Source organism: Anaerophaga thermohalophila str. Valhall, assembly GCF_000250735.1.
Taxonomy (GTDB): Bacteria; Bacteroidota; Bacteroidia; order Bacteroidales; family Marinilabiliaceae; genus Anaerophaga; species Anaerophaga thermohalophila_A.
This window is the reverse complement of record NZ_AHZV01000364.1, coordinates 26,642-44,854: the sequence shown is the minus strand read 5'-3', so window position 1 is coordinate 44,854 and position 18,213 is coordinate 26,642. Positions and strand designations below refer to the sequence as shown.

Annotated in this window: 32 protein-coding genes; all 32 read left to right on the top strand. The window is 43.3% G+C overall.

The genetic code is table 11. The features are described 5' to 3' along the window. The first annotated feature begins 12 nt into the window (after positions 1–12). The 32 genes from rpsJ to OQ5_RS0119145 all read left to right on the top strand — a co-directional run bounded on the left by rpsJ (position 13) and on the right by OQ5_RS0119145 (position 18,027). On the top strand, positions 13–318 hold the full coding sequence (rpsJ, locus tag OQ5_RS0119295) for a 30S ribosomal protein S10 (protein WP_010416554.1): 306 nt from the start codon (positions 13–15) through the stop codon (positions 316–318). A 24-nt stretch (positions 319–342) separates the two neighbouring features. Next, positions 343–960, top strand: coding sequence for a 50S ribosomal protein L3 (rplC, locus tag OQ5_RS0119290; protein WP_016779062.1), 618 nt, complete (start codon positions 343–345; stop codon positions 958–960). Continuing rightward, positions 960–1,589, top strand: coding sequence for a 50S ribosomal protein L4 (gene rplD / locus OQ5_RS0119285; protein WP_016779061.1), 630 nt, complete (start codon positions 960–962; stop codon positions 1,587–1,589). Before rplC ends, rplD begins: the two co-directional genes overlap by 1 nt. An 11-nt stretch (positions 1,590–1,600) precedes the next feature. Beyond that, complete coding sequence (gene rplW, locus OQ5_RS0119280; protein WP_016779060.1) at positions 1,601–1,891, top strand: 50S ribosomal protein L23; 291 nt, start codon at positions 1,601–1,603, stop codon at positions 1,889–1,891. A 5-nt stretch (positions 1,892–1,896) separates the two neighbouring features. After that, complete coding sequence (rplB, locus tag OQ5_RS0119275; RefSeq protein WP_016779059.1) at positions 1,897–2,721, top strand: 50S ribosomal protein L2; 825 nt, start codon at positions 1,897–1,899, stop codon at positions 2,719–2,721. A gap of 21 nt (positions 2,722–2,742) precedes the next feature. Next, positions 2,743–3,012 (top strand): 30S ribosomal protein S19, encoded by a 270-nt coding sequence (rpsS, locus tag OQ5_RS0119270; RefSeq protein ID WP_016779058.1) that lies wholly within the window; start codon positions 2,743–2,745, stop codon positions 3,010–3,012. Between the two features lie 35 nt (positions 3,013–3,047). Then, entirely contained in the window at positions 3,048–3,458 is a 411-nt protein-coding gene (gene rplV / locus OQ5_RS0119265; protein ID WP_016779057.1) for a 50S ribosomal protein L22, read from the top strand. A gap of 10 nt (positions 3,459–3,468) precedes the next feature. After that, on the top strand, positions 3,469–4,176 hold the full coding sequence (rpsC, locus tag OQ5_RS0119260; RefSeq protein WP_016779056.1) for a 30S ribosomal protein S3: 708 nt from the start codon (positions 3,469–3,471) through the stop codon (positions 4,174–4,176). 31 nt (positions 4,177–4,207) lie between these two features. Next, on the top strand, positions 4,208–4,639 hold the full coding sequence (gene rplP, locus OQ5_RS0119255) for a 50S ribosomal protein L16 (RefSeq protein WP_026055414.1): 432 nt from the start codon (positions 4,208–4,210) through the stop codon (positions 4,637–4,639). Between the two features lie 5 nt (positions 4,640–4,644). Continuing rightward, positions 4,645–4,845 (top strand): 50S ribosomal protein L29, encoded by a 201-nt coding sequence (gene rpmC, locus OQ5_RS0119250; RefSeq protein WP_026055413.1) that lies wholly within the window; start codon positions 4,645–4,647, stop codon positions 4,843–4,845. A 4-nt stretch (positions 4,846–4,849) separates the two neighbouring features. Continuing rightward, entirely contained in the window at positions 4,850–5,107 is a 258-nt protein-coding gene (gene rpsQ, locus OQ5_RS0119245; protein ID WP_010416579.1) for a 30S ribosomal protein S17, read from the top strand. Positions 5,108–5,109: 2 nt separating this feature from the next. Then, positions 5,110–5,475 (top strand): 50S ribosomal protein L14, encoded by a 366-nt coding sequence (gene rplN, locus OQ5_RS0119240; protein WP_016779053.1) that lies wholly within the window; start codon positions 5,110–5,112, stop codon positions 5,473–5,475. 21 nt (positions 5,476–5,496) lie between these two features. Next, complete coding sequence (gene rplX / locus OQ5_RS0119235) at positions 5,497–5,817, top strand: 50S ribosomal protein L24 (protein WP_016779052.1); 321 nt, start codon at positions 5,497–5,499, stop codon at positions 5,815–5,817. Next, positions 5,817–6,374, top strand: a complete 558-nt coding sequence (rplE, locus tag OQ5_RS0119230; protein WP_016779051.1) for a 50S ribosomal protein L5 — start codon at positions 5,817–5,819, stop codon at positions 6,372–6,374. The genes rplX and rplE overlap by 1 nt, the downstream gene beginning before the upstream one ends. A gap of 5 nt (positions 6,375–6,379) precedes the next feature. Beyond that, positions 6,380–6,649 (top strand): 30S ribosomal protein S14, encoded by a 270-nt coding sequence (rpsN, locus tag OQ5_RS0119225; RefSeq protein ID WP_016779050.1) that lies wholly within the window; start codon positions 6,380–6,382, stop codon positions 6,647–6,649. Positions 6,650–6,704: 55 nt separating this feature from the next. Then, the gene (rpsH, locus tag OQ5_RS0119220) at positions 6,705–7,100 is read left to right on the top strand and encodes a 30S ribosomal protein S8 (RefSeq protein ID WP_016779049.1); all 396 of its coding nucleotides are present in this window, start codon (positions 6,705–6,707) and stop codon (positions 7,098–7,100) included. 16 nt (positions 7,101–7,116) lie between these two features. Then, positions 7,117–7,668: a 50S ribosomal protein L6 gene (rplF, locus tag OQ5_RS0119215; protein ID WP_016779048.1), complete on the top strand. Its 552-nt coding sequence runs from the start codon at positions 7,117–7,119 to the stop codon at positions 7,666–7,668. Positions 7,669–7,691: 23 nt separating this feature from the next. Then, positions 7,692–8,048 carry a 50S ribosomal protein L18 gene (gene rplR / locus OQ5_RS0119210; protein WP_016779047.1) on the top strand — a complete coding sequence of 119 codons (357 nt, stop codon included), beginning with the start codon at positions 7,692–7,694 and terminating at the stop codon, positions 8,046–8,048. Between the two features lie 5 nt (positions 8,049–8,053). Continuing rightward, entirely contained in the window at positions 8,054–8,572 is a 519-nt protein-coding gene (gene rpsE, locus OQ5_RS0119205) for a 30S ribosomal protein S5 (protein ID WP_010416599.1), read from the top strand. 11 nt (positions 8,573–8,583) lie between these two features. Then, positions 8,584–8,760, top strand: coding sequence for a 50S ribosomal protein L30 (gene rpmD, locus OQ5_RS0119200; RefSeq protein ID WP_016779046.1), 177 nt, complete (start codon positions 8,584–8,586; stop codon positions 8,758–8,760). A gap of 30 nt (positions 8,761–8,790) precedes the next feature. Continuing rightward, complete coding sequence (gene rplO / locus OQ5_RS0119195; RefSeq protein WP_016779045.1) at positions 8,791–9,237, top strand: 50S ribosomal protein L15; 447 nt, start codon at positions 8,791–8,793, stop codon at positions 9,235–9,237. Between the two features lie 73 nt (positions 9,238–9,310). Continuing rightward, the gene (gene secY / locus OQ5_RS0119190) at positions 9,311–10,648 is read left to right on the top strand and encodes a preprotein translocase subunit SecY (protein ID WP_016779044.1); all 1,338 of its coding nucleotides are present in this window, start codon (positions 9,311–9,313) and stop codon (positions 10,646–10,648) included. Between the two features lie 21 nt (positions 10,649–10,669). Continuing rightward, positions 10,670–11,455 carry a type I methionyl aminopeptidase gene (gene map / locus OQ5_RS0119185; protein WP_016779043.1) on the top strand — a complete coding sequence of 262 codons (786 nt, stop codon included), beginning with the start codon at positions 10,670–10,672 and terminating at the stop codon, positions 11,453–11,455. Positions 11,456–11,470: 15 nt separating this feature from the next. After that, positions 11,471–11,689, top strand: a complete 219-nt coding sequence (infA, locus tag OQ5_RS0119180) for a translation initiation factor IF-1 (protein WP_010416614.1) — start codon at positions 11,471–11,473, stop codon at positions 11,687–11,689. A gap of 16 nt (positions 11,690–11,705) precedes the next feature. Next, a complete protein-coding gene (gene ykgO, locus OQ5_RS22825; protein ID WP_010416616.1) occupies positions 11,706–11,822 on the top strand; it encodes a type B 50S ribosomal protein L36 in 117 nt (38 codons plus the stop codon). 11 nt (positions 11,823–11,833) lie between these two features. Next, on the top strand, positions 11,834–12,202 hold the full coding sequence (gene rpsM, locus OQ5_RS0119175; protein WP_016779042.1) for a 30S ribosomal protein S13: 369 nt from the start codon (positions 11,834–11,836) through the stop codon (positions 12,200–12,202). A gap of 10 nt (positions 12,203–12,212) precedes the next feature. After that, positions 12,213–12,602 carry a 30S ribosomal protein S11 gene (rpsK, locus tag OQ5_RS0119170; RefSeq protein ID WP_016779041.1) on the top strand — a complete coding sequence of 130 codons (390 nt, stop codon included), beginning with the start codon at positions 12,213–12,215 and terminating at the stop codon, positions 12,600–12,602. 143 nt (positions 12,603–12,745) lie between these two features. Continuing rightward, positions 12,746–13,351 carry a 30S ribosomal protein S4 gene (gene rpsD / locus OQ5_RS0119165; protein ID WP_016779040.1) on the top strand — a complete coding sequence of 202 codons (606 nt, stop codon included), beginning with the start codon at positions 12,746–12,748 and terminating at the stop codon, positions 13,349–13,351. Positions 13,352–13,360: 9 nt separating this feature from the next. Further along, positions 13,361–14,353, top strand: a complete 993-nt coding sequence (locus tag OQ5_RS0119160; RefSeq protein ID WP_026055412.1) for a DNA-directed RNA polymerase subunit alpha — start codon at positions 13,361–13,363, stop codon at positions 14,351–14,353. A 5-nt stretch (positions 14,354–14,358) separates the two neighbouring features. Then, positions 14,359–15,003 (top strand): 50S ribosomal protein L17, encoded by a 645-nt coding sequence (gene rplQ / locus OQ5_RS25440; protein ID WP_026055411.1) that lies wholly within the window; start codon positions 14,359–14,361, stop codon positions 15,001–15,003. Positions 15,004–15,179: 176 nt separating this feature from the next. Beyond that, entirely contained in the window at positions 15,180–16,484 is a 1,305-nt protein-coding gene (eno, locus tag OQ5_RS0119150) for a phosphopyruvate hydratase (RefSeq protein ID WP_016779037.1), read from the top strand. A 211-nt stretch (positions 16,485–16,695) separates the two neighbouring features. Continuing rightward, positions 16,696–18,027: a citrate (Si)-synthase gene (locus tag OQ5_RS0119145; protein WP_016779036.1), complete on the top strand. Its 1,332-nt coding sequence runs from the start codon at positions 16,696–16,698 to the stop codon at positions 18,025–18,027. The last annotated feature ends 186 nt before the right edge of the window (positions 18,028–18,213 follow it).

Below are 18,213 nucleotides of genomic sequence, written 5' to 3'. Positions count from 1 at the left end.
TCATCAACGATTATGAATCAAAAAATAAGAATCAAACTAAAGTCGTACGATCACAATTTGGTGGATAAATCTGCCGAGAAGATCGTGAAGACGGTAAAGACTACCGGGGCTGTCGTCAGCGGTCCCATTCCGCTTCCCACGCATAAGCGGATTTTTACAGTTTTGCGCTCCACCTTCGTTAACAAGAAGGCCCGCGAGCAGTTTGAGCTGGCATCATACAAACGGTTGATTGACATTTACAGTTCGACAGCCAAAACCATTGATGCCCTCATGAAACTGGAACTTCCCAGCGGCGTGGAGGTTGAAATTAAAGTGTGATCTGAATTTTTAAATCTTTAAGCAATGCCAGGATTAATTGGAAAAAAAATCGGAATGACTTCCGTTTTCAGTGCCGAGGGAAAAAATATTCCATGCACTGTTATCGAAGCTGGTCCTTGCATCGTCACCCAGGTCAAAAGCAATGAGACCGACGGGTATGAAGCCGTTCAGTTGGCTTTTGACGAAAAGAGAGAGAAAAGTACCACCAATCCCATGAAAGGGCATTTTAAGAAGGCTGGTACCACTCCCAAGGCCAAGCTGGTTGAATTGAAAGATTTTGAACAGGAACTGAAACTGGGTGATGTTTTAACCGTGGATATCTTTGATGAAGATACTTTTGTCGATATCACAGGGATCTCCAAAGGAAAAGGGTTTCAGGGTGTTGTAAAACGTCACGGTTTTGGTGGCGTTGGCGATCAGACTCATGGTCAGCACAACCGACTAAGGGCTCCCGGGTCATTGGGAGGGTCTTCTTTCCCGTCGAGGGTGTTCAAAGGCATGAGAATGGCCGGCCGTACAGGCGGTGACCGAGTTAAAGTTGAAAACCTGAGAGTAATTAAAGTAATTCCCGAAAATAACCTGTTGATGGTTAAAGGGTCTGTTCCTGGACCTAAGGGTTCATATCTAATTATCGAAAAGTAATGGAACTGAACGTAGTTAACATACAAGGACAGGAAACCGGCAGGAAAGTGCAATTGCCCGACTCTGTTTTCGGTATTGAGCCCAATGATCATGCCATCTATCTTGATGTAAAACAGTATCTGGCCAATAACCGTCAGGGCACTCATAAGACAAAAGAGCGAGCAGAAATAGCCGGGAGTACCAAAAAGATCAAAAGACAAAAGGGTACGGGTACTGCCCGTGCCGGAAGCATTAAATCTCCCGTCTTTCGTGGCGGAGGCCGTGCTTTCGGCCCGAAACCCCGGGACTACCGGTTTAAGTTGAATAAAAAGTTGAAGCAACTGGCACGCAAATCGGCTCTTGCCTATAAGGCCAGAAACAACGCCATTGTTGTAGTAGAAGATTTTAAGCTGGAAGCACCAAAAACCAAAGAGTTTGTAAGTATTCGCAAGAATCTTAATCTGGACGGTAAAAAGACACTGATTGTTTTTAAGGAAATGGATCGTAACGTCTATCTTTCATCGCGAAATGTCCCGAAGTCTCAGGTTTCTACGCTTTCAGGTCTTAATACCTACAATATAATGAATGCCCAGTCGCTTGTTTTCGCCGAAAGTTCGGTTGAAGAAATCGCGCAACATTTTAACGCTTAACATACTGAGTCATGGATGTAATTATTAAGCCTATAGTAACGGAAAGAATGACGTGGCTTGGCGATACCCTGAACCGATACGGCTTTATAGTGGACAAAAGCGCCAATAAAATTGAGATTAAAAAAGCCGTGGAGGAAATGTATAGCGTTTCAGTTACCAGTGTAAATACAATGAATTATTCTGGTAAAGAGAAAACACGCTATACCAAAAGCGGTATCATCAGCGGGCGTACCAATTCTTTCAAAAAAGCAATTGTAACATTAGCCGAAGGAGATAAGATTGATTTCTTTAGCAATATTTAATTGACATGGCAGTAAGAAAATTAAAGCCCACAACACCGGGGCAGAGAAACAAAATTATTGGTGCATTTGACACGATTACCTCAGATGTACCAGAGAAGTCCTTATTGCGGCCACTGAAAAAGTCCGGCGGACGTAACAACACTGGAAAAATGACCATGCGTTACATCGGCGGCGGCCACAAGAGGAAGTACCGGGTAATCGATTTCAAGCGAAATAAAGACGGTGTTCCTGCAACAGTTGATTCCATTCAGTACGATCCCAATCGTAGTGCACGAATCGCTTTGCTGGTATATGAAGATGGTGAAAAACGGTACATTCTTGCACCTAACGGGTTGCAGGTTGGACACAAGGTGCAGTCAGGAACAGGAATTCCTCCCGAAATAGGAAATGCACTTCCATTGGGAGATATTCCACTGGGTACCATTGTCCATAATGTAGAACTGCATCCCGGTCAGGGAGGTGCACTGGCCCGTAGCGCCGGAACCTTTGCTCAGCTTTCTGCTCGCGAAGGAAAATATGCCGTTGTGAAATTACCTTCCGGAGAATCGAGGATGGTACTTACCACTTGTCGCGCCACTGTTGGTGCAGTTGGTAATTCCGACCATGCTCTTGAGCAATCGGGTAAAGCCGGTCGCTCACGCTGGCTCGGCCGTCGTCCGCGTGTTCGTGGTGTGGTTATGAACCCGGTCGATCACCCGATGGGTGGTGGTGAAGGCCGCGCTTCCGGCGGACACCCAAGATCAAGGAAAGGCGTTCTTGCCAAAGGTTATCAAACCAGAAACCGCAAGAAGGCTTCATCCAAGTACATTCTCGAAAGAAGGAAAAAGTAACCGGTTAATTGTTTTTGAATTATGAGCAGATCGTTAAAGAAAGGACCCTATATTCATTACAAGCTGGAACGTAAGATTTCAGAAATGAATGAATCCGGCAAGAAGTCGGTCATTAAAACATGGGCCCGTGCATCGATGATTGCCCCTGAGTTTGTGGGGCATACCATTGCGGTACATAACGGAAATAAATTCATTCCCGTTTATATTACCGAAAATATGGTAGGACATAAGTTGGGCGAATTTGCTCCTACGCGTACCTTCCGTGGTCACGCAGGGAGCAAAAAGAAATAATCGCCCGGGAGTTCTAATTTTTTAATGACAAAAAAATGGGTGCAAGAAAAAGAATAAGAGCAGAAAAATTAAAGGAAGCCAGGAAACAGGAATATGTGGCCAGGCTTCGCAATGTGCCTACTTCCCCCCGTAAGATGAGGCTTGTAGCCGATATGGTTCGGGGAATGGAAGTAAACCAGGCACTCGACGTCCTGAAGTTTTCCACCAAGGAGGCCTCCCGTCGTGTTGAGAAACTTTTGTTGTCAGCCATCGCCAATTGGAAAGAAAAAAACGAGGACGTCCGGCTGGAAGATGCCAATCTCTATATTAAAGAGATTTATGTGGACTCAGGTCGGATATTAAAGAGATTAAGACCAGCCCCACAAGGACGTGCACACCGCATACGTAAGCGGTCGAACCACGTTACCATTAAGGTTGACAGTAAGTTAGAAAATCAAGAAAATTAAATTGAGCTAGATGGGACAAAAAGTAAATCCAATAAGTAACAGATTAGGAATTATCCGCGGATGGGATTCCAACTGGTTCGGTGGGAAAGATTACGGCGATAAGCTGTTGGAGGACTCCAGGCTACGTAACTACCTCAATGCTCGTCTGGCCAAGGCCAGTGTTTCACGGATTGTAATTGAGCGTACACTCAAGCTTGTTACCATTACCGTATATACTGCCCGCCCGGGTATTATTATTGGTAAAGGCGGACAAGAGGTGGACAAGCTGAAAGAGGAGTTGAAAAAAATTACCGATAAGGAAGTACAGATCAATATTTTCGAAGTGAAACGTCCTGAAATGGATGCCCTTATTGTGGCCAATAACATTGCACGACAGCTCGAGGGGCGTATTGCCTACCGCCGTGCTGTAAAAATGGCCATTGCTTCCACCATGAGAATGGGGGCAGAAGGGATAAAAATTCAGGTTTCAGGCCGTCTGAACGGTGCCGAAATGGCCCGTTCCGAAATGTATAAAGAAGGTCGTACCCCCCTTCATACTTTCCGCGCCGATATTGACTTCGCTAAGGCCGAGGCCCTCACAAAAACCGGTTTGATTGGAATCAAAGTCTGGATTTGTAAGGGAGAAATTTACGGAAAACCCGATCTTTCACCCAACTTCAATGTGAAAGAGACCGGTGGTGGCCGTGGCAAAGGCGGATTCAAAAAGAGAAGAAAGTAGTCATTCGTTAACCTTTAATTGAACATTAACGATGTTACAACCAAAAAAAGTAAAATACAGAAGGCAACAAAAGGGAAGAATGAAGGGGAACGCCCAGAGAGGGCATGAACTGGCATTCGGCTCTTTTGGAATCAAATCGCTGCAAACGAAATGGATTACCGGTCGTCAGATTGAGGCCGCCCGTATTGCAGTGACACGTTATATGCAACGCCAGGGACAAATCTGGATACGTATCTTTCCTGATAAACCAATTACCAAAAAGCCTGCGGAAGTTAGGATGGGAAAAGGGAAAGGTAGCCCCGAAGGATTTGTTGCCCCGGTAACACCCGGACGCATGCTTATTGAATGCGACGGAGTACCTTACGATGTAGCCAAAGAAGCCCTGCGTCTGGCTGCTCAAAAGCTACCCGTTACTACCAAGTTTGTAGTGCGTCGGGATTTTGTTGAATCTTCAAATGAATAAGAGGTATGAAAAGTTCTGAAATTAGAGAAATGACACCTCAGGAAATTGAGGAGCGCATCGACACCTTAAGTCAGGAGCTGGTTCGCATGAAACTTAATCATACCATTTCTCCTTTGGAGAATCCTATGAAGATTAAGCAGACCCGCCGTGACATTGCACGCATGAAAACAATTCTGCGTCAGAAGCAATTAAATGAAAAACAGTAAGTAGATGGAAACCAGAAATCTTAGAAAAGAAAGAACAGGTGTTGTCGTGAGCGACAAGATGAACAAGTCCATCGTTGTTGCTGTCGTGGTTCGTGAGAAACACCCCATGTACGGGAAATTTGTGAAAAAGACAAAGAAGTTTCACGTGCACGATGCCGAAGATGCCTGCAATATAGGGGATACCGTCCGGATTATGGAAACCCGGCCCCTGAGCAAAACCAAACGTTGGAGATTAGTTGAAATCCTTGAAAGAGCTAAGTAATCATGATACAGCAAGAATCCAGATTGAATGTTGCCGACAATAGTGGCGCCAGAGAAGTGCTCTGTATCCGGGTCCTCGGTGGTACCGGACGCAGATATGCTTCGGTAGGCGACCGTATTGTGGTAACTGTTAAGAGTGCCCTGCCTTCAAGCGATATGAAGAAAGGCACCGTTAGTAAAGCGGTGGTCGTTCGTACCAAAAAAGAAGTTAGGCGCGCCGACGGCTCTTATATCCGTTTCGACGATAACGCCTGTGTGCTTATCAATAACCTGGGCGAGATGCGTGGGACACGTATCTTCGGCCCCATACCGCGTGAATTACGCGACGGATACATGAAAATTGTTTCATTGGCGCCTGAAGTGCTTTAAATTTTAAAGAGTTAAGAAATTATGGGAAAATTACATGTCAAAAAAGGCGACATCGTTATTGTCAATGCCGGTGTCAACAAAGGACAGGAAGGAAGAGTCCTGGAGGTCTTTCCCGAAAAGAAGCGCGCCATCGTGGAAGGGGTTAATATGGTAAGTAAGCATACCAAACCCAATTCTGAAAACCCACAGGGCGGAATCATCAAGAAGGAGGCCCCGATTCATATTTCCAATCTAAACCTGAAGGACCCTTCTTCAGGAGAAGCCACCCGTATTGGTCGCAGACGAAACGACCAGGGAAAATTGGTTCGTTATTCTAAAAAATCAGGAGAGGAGATCAAGTAATGAGCTATACACCGACATTAGAAAAACAGTATAAAGAACAAATTGTACCGGCTCTTATGAAAGAGTTTGGCTACAAAACGGTGATGCAGGTACCCAGATTGGAGAAAATTGTTCTTAATCAGGGGGTAGGTGATGCTGTGGCCGATAAGAAATTAGTTGATGTAGCTGTTAATGAATTAACAACAATCACAGGCCAGAAAGCTGTACCCAGATACTCAAAGAAAGATATCTCCAATTTTAAGTTGCGTAAAGGAATGCCCATCGGTGCAAGCGTTACGCTGCGCCGCGATAATATGTACGAATTTCTGGAACGTTTAATTCGTGTTGCATTACCACGTATTCGCGACTTCAAAGGTGTGAACAGCAAACTCGACGGGCGTGGAAATTATACCCTCGGCGTTGAGGAGCAAATCATTTTTCCTGAAATTAATATTGACGCGGTGAATAAAATTATGGGTATGAATATTACCTTTGTCACCTCAGGAAAAACCGATGAAGAAGCTTATGCTTTACTCCGGGAATTCGGCTTACCGTTTAAAAATCTTAAAAAGAATTAGTTAATATGGCAAAAGAATCCATGAAAGCCCGTGACAGAAAGCGGGAAAAACTTATTGCCAAATACGCAGAGAAAAGGGCGCGTCTGAAAGCAGAAGGCGATTACGAGGCATTGCAAAAATTACCTCGTAATGGTTCTCCGGTCAGACAACATAACCGGTGCAAAATTACCGGACGTCCTAAAGGATATATGCGTCAGTTTGGTGTTAGCAGGATTACTTTTCGTGAACTGGCTTCTGCCGGATTAATCCCCGGTGTAAAAAAAGCCAGTTGGTAAGGAGAGTAAGTGTTAAATATTGTCCCGCTTCCGGGATCAATTTAAACTTAAGAAGATGACAGATCCAATTGCAGATTACCTGACACGAATCAGGAACGCCGTCATGGCACGGCACAGGGTTGTGGAGGTACCTGCCTCCAACCTGAAAAAGGAAATGACCAAAATATTGTATGATAAAGGTTATATCCTTAACTACAAGATCATGGAAGACGGTAAGCAGGGTATCATTAAAATTGCCCTGAAGTACGATCCCGCTTCCAAAGAACCGGCCATTAAAAAGTTGATGCGTGTGTCCACACCCGGTTTGAGAAAATATACCGGATATCGCTCGGTACCGCGTGTTCTCAATGGCCTGGGTATTGCGATCATATCCACCAGTAAAGGGGTTATGACAGATAAAGAAGCCCGCAATGAAAAGGTGGGTGGTGAAGTTTTGTGTTACGTATATTAAAAAGGAGGTTTTAGTTATGTCAAGGATAGGAATTTTACCAATCAGCATACCTTCCGGTGTTAACGTAACGGTCAAGGATAATGTGGTTACCGTTAAAGGTCCGAAAGGAGAACTTCACCAGGAAATTAATCCCGATATGATCGTTGAAGTTAATGACGGAAATATAGAAGTGAAAAGGCCCTCAGACGAGAAAAAGCACAAGGCCATGCACGGATTGTACCGCTCCCTCATCAATAACATGGTTATTGGCGTATCTGAAGGATACAAGAAACAGCTTGAGCTTGTGGGGGTTGGTTATCGTGCACAAAATAACGGGCAAATTCTGGAACTCTCGTTGGGATATTCTCACGCCATTCATATTGAGTTGCCCAAAGAAGTTAAAGTGGAAGCTAAAACCGACAGAAAAAGTAATCCCCTGATTACGCTTGAATCGGCTGATAAGCAGCTTCTGGGTCAGGTTTGTGCCAAATTACGTTCGTTGCGTAAACCGGAACCTTACAAAGGAAAAGGTGTTCGCTATCTTGGTGAACAAATTCGTCGCAAGGCTGGTAAGAGTGCTAAGGTTTAATCTGAGTAAATAAGTTATTTGATATGGCTTTTTCAAAACTAAATAGAAGACTGAAAATCAAAAAGCGTGTTCGGAAAAATATTTCCGGTACCGCCGAAAAACCCCGGATGTCGGTTTACCGCAGCAACAAACAAATTTCTGTTCAACTGATTGACGACAAATCGGGGAATACACTGGTGGCAGCATCTTCCCTTGTTAAGGATATTGCTTCACAAAGTGGAAATAAAAGTGAAAAGGCTGCCATGGTTGGTAAATTGATTGCCGAAAGAGCCCTTAAAGCCGGAATCGAAAATGTTGTTTTCGACCGGAACGGGTATTTGTATCATGGTAGAGTTAAACAATTGGCCGATGCTGCAAGAGAGGCCGGTCTTAAATTCTAAACATTATGGCTGGAAATACTAAAAAAGTTAGGAATAATAACGATATCGAACTTAAAGACCGCCTGGTAGCTATTAATCGTGTTACCAAAGTGACGAAAGGTGGACGCACATTCAGCTTTTCTGCTATTGTCGTGGTTGGTAACGAAGATGGTATCGTAGGCTGGGGCCTCGGGAAAGCCAATGAGGTTACTACCGCTATTGCCAAAGGCGTGGAAGCGGCTAAGAAAAATCTAGTGCGCGTTCCGGTTCTTAACGGAACCATTCCCCATGAGCAGGTCACAAAATATGGTGGTGCACAAATTTTTATGAAACCTGCATCGCATGGTACCGGTCTTGTGGCCGGAGGTGCTATGCGTGCAGTTCTTGAAAGTGCAGGTGTTACTGATGTATTGGCTAAATCTCAAGGTTCGGCCAACCCTCACAACCTCGTGAAGGCTACTATTAACGCATTATGTGAAATGCGTGATGCCCGCACTGTTGCACAACAACGCGGAGTGACCCTGGATAAAGTTTTTAACGGATAAAATACTTTAAAATGGCTAAAATAAAAGTGACCCAGGTTAAAAGTCGCATCAGGTGCAACAAACAGCAAAAACGCACACTCGATGCACTTGGCCTGAAGAAACTGAACGGTACCGTGGAACATGAGGACACTCCTAATATCCTCGGGATGATAGAAAAAGTAAAACACCTGGTGAGTGTTGAAAGATAATTTTGGTTGAACGTTTTATCGCTATAAATCATGGAATTACATAATCTTAAACCAGCAAAAGGCTCCACCCACTACAGGAGACGCCTTGGACGCGGGCCGGGTTCCGGACTGGGAGGTACCTCTACCCGTGGTCATAAAGGGGCCAAATCACGTTCGGGATATTCCAAGAAACTTGGTTTCGAAGGTGGCCAAATGCCTTTGCAGAGAAGAGTACCGAAATACGGGTTTAAAAATATTAACCGTAAAGAGTATAAATCTATTAATGTACGTACGATTCAATATCTTGTTGATAAACTGAATGTAACGGATTTTACACCTGAAGTACTTTACAACGCAGGTCTTGTTGGTAAACATGATCTGGTAAAAGTTTTAGGTGATGGCGAACTCAAAGCAAAGGTGAATGTTAAAGCACATGCCTTTTCAAAGAAAGCTAAGGAAGCCATTGAAGCTGCTCAGGGAACTGCCGAAGAATTATAGACAGAGCCAGGCCCTTACTCGTTTTTTATGCGTGAGGGCCCTTGTTTGTCTGTTAATATAGAAAATTATACTCATGAAGTTTTTAGAAACCATCCGAAATATCTGGAAGATAGAGGACTTAAAGTCCCGTATTTTGACCACACTTGGTTTTATTCTTATCTACCGTTTGGGGTCGTTTGTTGTTATTCCGGGTATTGATCCAAATCAATTGGCCAATCTGGAGGCCCAAACCAGCAGTGGTGTTCTCGGACTATTGAACATGTTTTCCGGAGGTGCATTTTCCAATGCTTCGATTTTTGCGTTGGGGATTATGCCTTATATCTCTGCCTCTATTGTTGTTCAGTTGCTGGGAATTGCTATACCATATTTTCAACGCTTGCAGCGGGAAGGTGAGAGCGGACGTCGCAGGATCAATCAGATAACCCGCTATCTGACGGTTATTATACTATTGTTCCAGGCGCCCGGTTATATTGCCAACCTGCATGCACAATTGCCCGATACAGCTTTTGCCACCTCAGGATGGGGCTTTACAGTAACTTCTACTATTATTCTCACAGCCGGTTCAATGTTTGTTATGTGGCTGGGAGAGCGAATTACAGATAAGGGTATTGGTAACGGTATTTCACTGATTATTATGATTGGTATTATAGCCCGTTTGCCTTTTGCTGTAATTGCCGAATTCGTTTCACGTCTTGAAGAAGGCGGAGGTCTTGTAATGTTGCTTATTGAGTTGGTCGTTTTGTTCTTTGTTTTTGCAGGCACTATACTTTTGGTACAGGGAACCCGGCGTGTGCCGGTTCAGTATGCTAAACGGATTGTTGGCAATAAACAATATGGTGGTGTGAGACAATATATTCCACTCAAGGTTAATGCAGCGGGAGTAATGCCTATTATCTTTGCTCAGGCTATTATGTTTATCCCTATTACCATAGCCGGTTTTGCCGAAAGTGAGGCTGCAACCGGCTTTGCTGCTACCTTTGCCGATTTCACCGGGTTTTGGTACAATTTCACGTTTGCTTTATTGATTATCCTTTTTACTTATTTCTATACCGCTATAACAATTAATCCGCAGCAAATGGCTGAGGATATGAAACGTAACGGCGGATTTATACCGGGAGTGAAACCGGGGAAAAAAACAATGGAATTTCTTGATTCGGTGATGTCAAAAATTACACTGCCAGGGTCAATTTTTCTGGCCATTGTAGCTATTCTTCCTGCTTTTGCTATGTTGGCAGGTGTAGATCAGACATTTGCGCAGTTTTATGGAGGTACATCACTCCTGATTCTCGTTGGTGTGGTTTTAGATACACTTCAGCAAATTGAAAGCCATTTGCTGATGAGACATTATGATGGATTAATGAAATCGGGAAGAATTAAAGGACGTACCGGCGGAGGTGCTGCAATGTATTAACAGAAGGGTTGGTTATTTGGAATGATCTATTTGAAGACGAAAGAAGAGATAGAGTTGCTTCGTGAAAGTAACATGCTGGTAGCTAAAACACATGGCGAAATTGCCAGAATGATAGAACCAGGTGTTACCACGTTAAAGCTGGATAAAGTTGCAGAAGAGTTTATCAGAGATCATGGAGGTGTTCCTGCTTTTCTGAATTATCAGGGGTTTCCCAATTCTCTGTGTACGTCGGTCAATGATCAGGTTGTTCATGGCATTCCGAACGATACACCGTTAAAGGATGGAGATATTGTTTCTGTTGATTGTGGTGTTTTACTTAACGGTTTCTATGGAGATTCTGCCTATACCTTTTGCGTTGGCAATGTTGATGAAGAAATCCGGACGCTCCTTGATGTAACAAAAACATCTTTGTACAAAGGGATTGAACAGGCAGTAGAAGGGAAAAGAGTAGGTGATATTGGATATGCTGTTCAGTCGTATGCCGAAAAATACGGTTTCTCTGTTGTCAGAGAAATGGTTGGTCACGGTGTCGGTAAAAACCTTCATGAATCGCCCGAGGTTCCAAATTACGGCCGAAGAGGCAATGGCGTGAAACTTAAAGAAGGAATGGTAATTGCCATTGAACCAATGATCAATTTTGGCAAGAGACACATTGTACAGGAAGCCGATGGTTGGACTATTCGTACAAAAGACCGTAAGGTTTCTGCTCATTTTGAGCATACTGTTGCAGTAGGGAAAAATGAAGCTGATATATTATCCAGTTTTAAATTTGTAGAAGAAGTATTACATTTGCAGTCTGAAAAATAAAAAGATACACAGCTTATGGCCAAACAAGCTTCTATAGAACAAGACGGTACAATTATCGAAGCACTGTCCAATGCCATGTTCCGCGTGGAATTGGAAAACGGGCATATCATTACAGCCCATATATCCGGCAAAATGAGAATGCATTATATTAAAATTTTGCCGGGCGACAGGGTTAAGGTGGAAATGTCGCCTTACGACCTGACCAAAGGGAGAATTAGTTACAGGTACAAATAATCAAAGAAATATTGACATGAAAGTTAAAGCATCCGTTAAGAAGCGTAGCTCCGACTGCAAAATAGTTCGGCGCAAGGGACGCTTATATGTGATTAATAAGAAAAACCCGAAGTTTAAACAACGTCAAGGATAAAATTTTCGAATATGGCAAGAATTGCAGGTGTAGATATTCCTACCCATAAAAGAGGAGAAGTTGCTCTGACCTACATTTATGGTATCGGACGGAGCACTGCCGGAAAGGTGCTTGATAAGGCCGGTGTTAGCCGTGATACCAAAGTCAAGGACTGGTCCGATGAACAGTTGACAAAGATTCGTGAGATTATTAGTTCAAGTGTTACTACCGAAGGAGAACTGAGGTCTCAGGTTCAGCTTAACATCAAACGATTGATGGATATTGGATGTTACCGTGGTATTCGCCACCGTATCGGCCTTCCGGTAAATGGTCAGTCGACAAAAAACAATGCCCGTACACGTAAAGGCAAGAAGAAAACTGTTGCTAACAAGAAGAAATAATTAGTGAGTTATGGCAAAAAAGACGGGAAGTCAAAGAAAAAAAGTTGTTAAAGTGGAAGCCGTGGGACAGGCCCACATTCATTCTTCCTTTAACAATATCATTGTCTCACTGACCAATAACAACGGTCAGGTGATTTCGTGGTCCAGTGCCGGTAAAATGGGTTTCCGTGGTTCTAAAAAGAACACACCGTATGCTGCACAGATTGCCGCCAGCGATTGTGCAAAAGTGGCACACGACCTTGGACTGAGAAAAGTTAAAGTATTTGTTAAAGGCCCCGGTAATGGTCGTGAATCAGCTATTCGTGCGATTCATTCCAGTGGCATCGATGTTACAGAAATTGTTGATGTAACTCCGCTTCCACATAACGGATGCCGTCCTCCCAAAAGAAGAAGAGTTTAATTGTTTAACTAGTTGTTAACCATAAGTTTTTGATTTTGAGTTTTGAATTATGGTGGGTTATATTATTAACCTCCTCTCTATAATCTTGCGGCTGTCATATTCATCATTTGAAATCAAAAATTTAAAATCAAAAATTTAGTAGAATGGCTAGATATATTGGTCCAAAAACCAAAATCGCCCGTAAATTTGGGGAGTCCATTTACGGACCTGATAAGTATTTCGAAAGGAAAAATTATCCTCCCGGACAACATGGAAATTCACGTCGCCGGAAAACCAGCGAATATGGTGTACAGCTGAAGGAAAAACAAAAGGCTAAGTATACTTATGGTTTGCTGGAAAAGCAGTTCCGCAATTTATTTAAAAAGGCTACCAGTAAAAAGGGAATTACCGGTGAAGTTTTACTCGGATTGCTTGAATCACGACTCGATAATGTGGTTTATCGTATGGGGTTAGCACCTACACGTGCTGCTGCACGGCAGTTGGTCTTGCATCGCCATATCACAGTAGACGGGAATGTTGTTAATATTCCTTCTTATACACTTAAACCCGACCAGATTGTCGGAGTTCGTGAAAAATCAAAATCGCTCGAAGTGATTAATACTTCGTTAAGTAATTCAAGTGTTCAGAAATATTCCTGGCTGGAGTGGGACGAAAGTTCCATGCAGGGTAAATTTCTTAATGTGCCTGAAAGGTCTGAAATACCCGAAAATATTAAAGAACAGTTGATCGTTGAATTGTACTCTAAATAATATATTCTTATGGCAATATTAGCGTTCCAAAAACCTGACAAAGTCATTATGCTCGAGGCTGACGATAAATTCGGGCGATTCGAATTTCGTCCTCTTGAGCCGGGATATGGTATTACTATTGGAAATGCCTTAAGAAGAATCTTGTTGTCCTCACTCGAGGGATATGCGATAACAACTGTGAAGATTGAGGGTGTTGACCATGAGTTCTCCAGCATTCCGGGGGTTGTGGATGATGTTACCGAAATTATTCTGAATCTTAAGCAGGTCAGGTTTAAGCAATCTGTAGAAGACCACGATCAGGAAAAAATTACCGTTAATATAACCGGTAAGGAAGTTCTGAAAGCTGGTGATTTCGAGCAATTTCTTAACGGGTTTAAAGTGCTTAATCCCGAACTCGAGATTGCTCACATGGACCCTGATGTTAAGATTCAAATGACACTTACCATCGGCAAAGGAAGAGGGTATGTTCCGGCCAGCGAAAATGCGAACGCCGACCAGGAGCTTGGTACTATTGCCATTGACTCTATCTATACGCCAATACGTAATGTGAAATACGATGTCGAGAACTTCAGGGTAGAGCAGAAAACCGACTACGAAAAACTAATTCTGGAAATCCAGACCGATGGATCTATCCATCCGAAGGATGCACTGAAAGAAGCTTCCAAAATATTGATTCAGCACTTTATGTTGTTCTCGGACGAAAAAATTACCTTGGATTCTGAAGAAAAGACCAGTGGTGATGAGTTCGACGAGGAAGTACTTCATATGCGTCAGATGCTGAAGACCAAACTTGTGGATCTGGATCTTTCTGTACGTGCCCTTAACTGTCTTAAGGCTGCAGATGTTGAAACACTTGGTGAGTTGGTTCAATATAACCGGAACGACTTGCTGAAATTCCGCAATTTCGGGAAAAAGTCGCTTACCGAACTGGATGACCTTCTGGATAACATGGGTCTGAATTTCGGTATGGATATTTCGAAGTATAAATTAGACAAGGAATAATTGAAATGAGACATAGAAAGAAATTTAATCACTTAAGCCGCACGAGTGCTCATCGTAAGGCCATGCTCTCCAATATGGCGAGTTCTCTTATCATTCATAAGAGAATAAAAACTACGGTTGCCAAAGCAAAAGCCTTGCGCATGTATGTGGAGCCTCTGATCAATAAGTCCAAAACCGACAACACCCATTCACGCAGGGTTGTATTCAGCCATTTGCAGAACAAAGAAGCTGTATCCGAATTGTTTCGTGATGTATCAGAGAAGGTGGCCAATCGTCCCGGTGGATACACAAGGATTCTGAAGCTTGGGAATCGCCAGGGTGATGCTGCAGAAATTTGTTATATAGAACTTGTTGACTATAACGAAAACATGTTGTCGGCCAAATCCGATGGTGCCGAGAAAAAACGCACCAGAAGAGGTCGTCGTGGTGGGGCTAAAAAGTCAGGTGCTCAGCCAGTAGCTGAAACTAAGGTTGATTCATCTGCCGATACACCTTCTGAAACTTCGACTGAAACTGCTTCTGCCGGAGTTGCTGCAGAAAATTCATCTTCCAAAGCATCAGAGGAAAATACTGAGGAGGTAAAAAATGAATCTGCAGAAACCTCGAAAGAGCAGGCTTCCGATAGCGAACAAGAAGAAAAGAAAGAATAATAAACCGGTTTAAGGTTTTTTGATTTAAAAATTCTTAAAAAGGGGATAAAGGGTTATAGCTTTATCCTTTTTTTTTGACAAATTGCCAGGATGTTATGATATTTGAATGCCGGAAAAACCGGATATTCTATTTCATTCGGAAAATTGATAATTAACTGATATAAAACAAAAAAGTTATGGGACAAATTGCGAATGTTCACGCCCGTGAGATTCTTGATTCACGAGGTAACCCTACCGTTGAAGTGGAAGTAACTCTCGACTGCGGTATTATCGGCCGGGCTGCCGTTCCTTCCGGAGCGTCGACCGGCGAGAATGAAGCTCTTGAATTGCGTGACGGTGATAAGAACCGTTACCTTGGAAAAGGAGTTCTGAAAGCTGTTGAAAATGTCAATAATGTAATCGCACCTGCTTTGGTTGGAATGAACTCGCTTGACCAGGTAGGAATTGATAATAAAATGCTGGAGATGGACGGCACCAAAACAAAAAGCAAGCTTGGTGCCAATGCAATCCTCGGGGTCTCTCTTGCAACAGCCAAAGCTGCTGCAGAATATCTTGATCTGCCTCTTTATCGTTATATCGGCGGAACCAATGCTGTAACGCTTCCTGTTCCTATGATGAATATTATTAACGGAGGTTCACACTCCGATGCTCCTATCGCTTTCCAGGAGTTCATGATCCGTCCTGTTGGTGCTAAGAGTTTCCGCGAAGGTCTCCGTATGGGAGCAGAAGTTTTCCATGCGTTGAAGAAAGTCCTTAAAGACCGCGGACTTAGTACTGCCGTTGGTGATGAGGGTGGTTTTGCTCCTGAACTGGAAGGTACCGAAGATGCTTTGAATTGCATTATTAAGGCTATCGAAAATGCCGGGTATAAGCCCGGACGCCTCGAGGAAGGCGGTCAGGTTTCGATTGCTCTTGACTGCGCTGCTTCAGAGTTCTTTGAGAACGGGGTTTACGATTATACCAAGTTTGAAGGGCCGAACGGAGCCAAGCGTAATTCTACAGAACAGGCCGATTATCTTGCTGAACTGATCGGAAAATATCCTATTGATTCTATTGAAGATGGTTGCGATGAAGGCGACTGGGATGGTTGGGTCAATTTAAATAAGAAAATTGGCGATAAGTGCCAGCTTGTTGGTGACGACCTTTTTGTAACGAATGTTGAATACCTTCAAAAAGGCATCGAGATGGGAGCAGCCAATTCAATACTTATTAAAGTTAACCAGATTGGTACGCTTACAGAAACCCTTAATGCTATTGAAATGGCTCACCGTGCCGGATATACTTCTGTGACTTCCCATCGCTCTGGTGAAACAGAAGATGCAACCATTGCCGACATTGCTGTTGCTACTAACAGCGGACAGATTAAGACCGGTTCTCTGAGCCGTTCGGATCGTATGGCTAAATACAATCAACTGCTTCGCATTGAAGAAGAACTTGGCGATGCAGCCGTTTATGGATACAAGAAAATTGTAAGAAAATAATTTTTTTGTTTGACATCTGTAAGGTAGTTTTAATAACTATCCCACATCTAACACAAAGAGGCCGGACAGCGGAATTTCCCTGTCCGGCTTTTTTGTCTCACCCGGGGGAGGCAGAACAATTTTAATTTTTTTTTGTTTGATTAGCAGGTTTTGACTTCTTATTTCTTTATTGCCGAATCAACCAATTTAACTAATTATAATTTTTTAGAATATGGATTATATTAAAGAAAAACTCATCACCATTGGACGGCCTCAGGCCGAATTGGTAAAAAAAATCCAGAAGGAACATGGCGACAAGGTTATTCAGGAAGTTACCCTCGATCAAGTGTTTTCCGGGATGAAAGGTGTGGTTTCATTACTTACCTGTACCTCAAAACTCGATCCTGACGAAGGAATCCGTTTCAGAGGGTATTCAATTCCCGAATTACGTGAAAAACTTCCCAAAATCAATGAAGGTGGAGAACCATTACCCGAAGGATTATTTTATCTGATGTTGCTTGGAGAGCTTCCCACAGATGATGATGTGAAGTTTCTTAGTGAATCCTGGGCCCAAAGAGCTCAAAACATACCGCCGCATGCATTTGATGTCATTAATGCATTGCCCAAAAGTGCTCATCCAATGATTCAGTTTAATGCTGCTATTTTGGCTATGAGCACCGAATCTCACTTTAGGCGCGCCTATCTTGCAGGAATGGATAAAAAGGATTACTGGGACCCTATGTATGAAGGTGTAATGGATTTGATCAGCCGCCTGCCGGTGATTGCAGCCTATATTTACAGGCGGGTTTTTCACGATGAGCAGTATATAGATATCGATCCTTCGATTGACTGGGCAGGGAATCTTGCCCATATGATGGGGTTCGACAGCGAGGAGGTAAAGCGTCTGATGCGGTTGTATATGGTAATCCATGCGGATCATGAAGGCGGTAATGTTTCGGCACATACCACACATCTGGTGGGCTCGGCACTATCCAATCCTTATTACAGCTTTTCTGCCGGTATGAACGGTCTTGCAGGCCCGCTTCACGGTATGGCCAACCAGAATGTTATGCACTGGCTCCAGCGGATGATTGATGAGTTGGGCACTGACGCCCCCACAACGGATCAGGTTCGGGAGTATGCCCAAAAAACTCTTGATTCGGGCAGGGTAATACCCGGGTATGGCCACGCTGTTTTGCGTAAAACCGATCCCCGTTTTGCTGTTCAGCTCGATTTTGCCAATAAGTATATTCCCGAAGCACCTTTGATTAAGCTGGTCAAGCAGGTTTATGAGGTTGTTCCGGATATTTTGGGGCGGACAGGGAAAGTAAAAAATCCATGGCCTAATGTCGATGCTATATCCGGAAGTTTGTTATCGAGCTATGGTATTACAGAGTATCCTGTGTATACAATGCTTTTTGGAGTTTCCAGGGCATTGGGAGTACTCACCCAGCTTATATGGGACAGGTTGTACGGTCTGCCTATTGAACGGCCCAAATCGCAGAACCTTGAATGGTTTATGGATAAGGTTGGTTTTAATAGCCCGGCCGCTGAAGCGAAATAACCAGACATCTAAACCTGCTTTAAGAATGAAGCAGGTTAAATTGGTCAAAATCCGGTGGTGCTTTTTTAATGAGCATTACCGGATTTTTTAATTTAGTTTTTTTATATTTTCGTGATGCCTTCTGTATGAATGAGTGCGGTATAAAAAGCATATTTTTGTCAAAATTAAGGCGTTTTAAATTTTTGT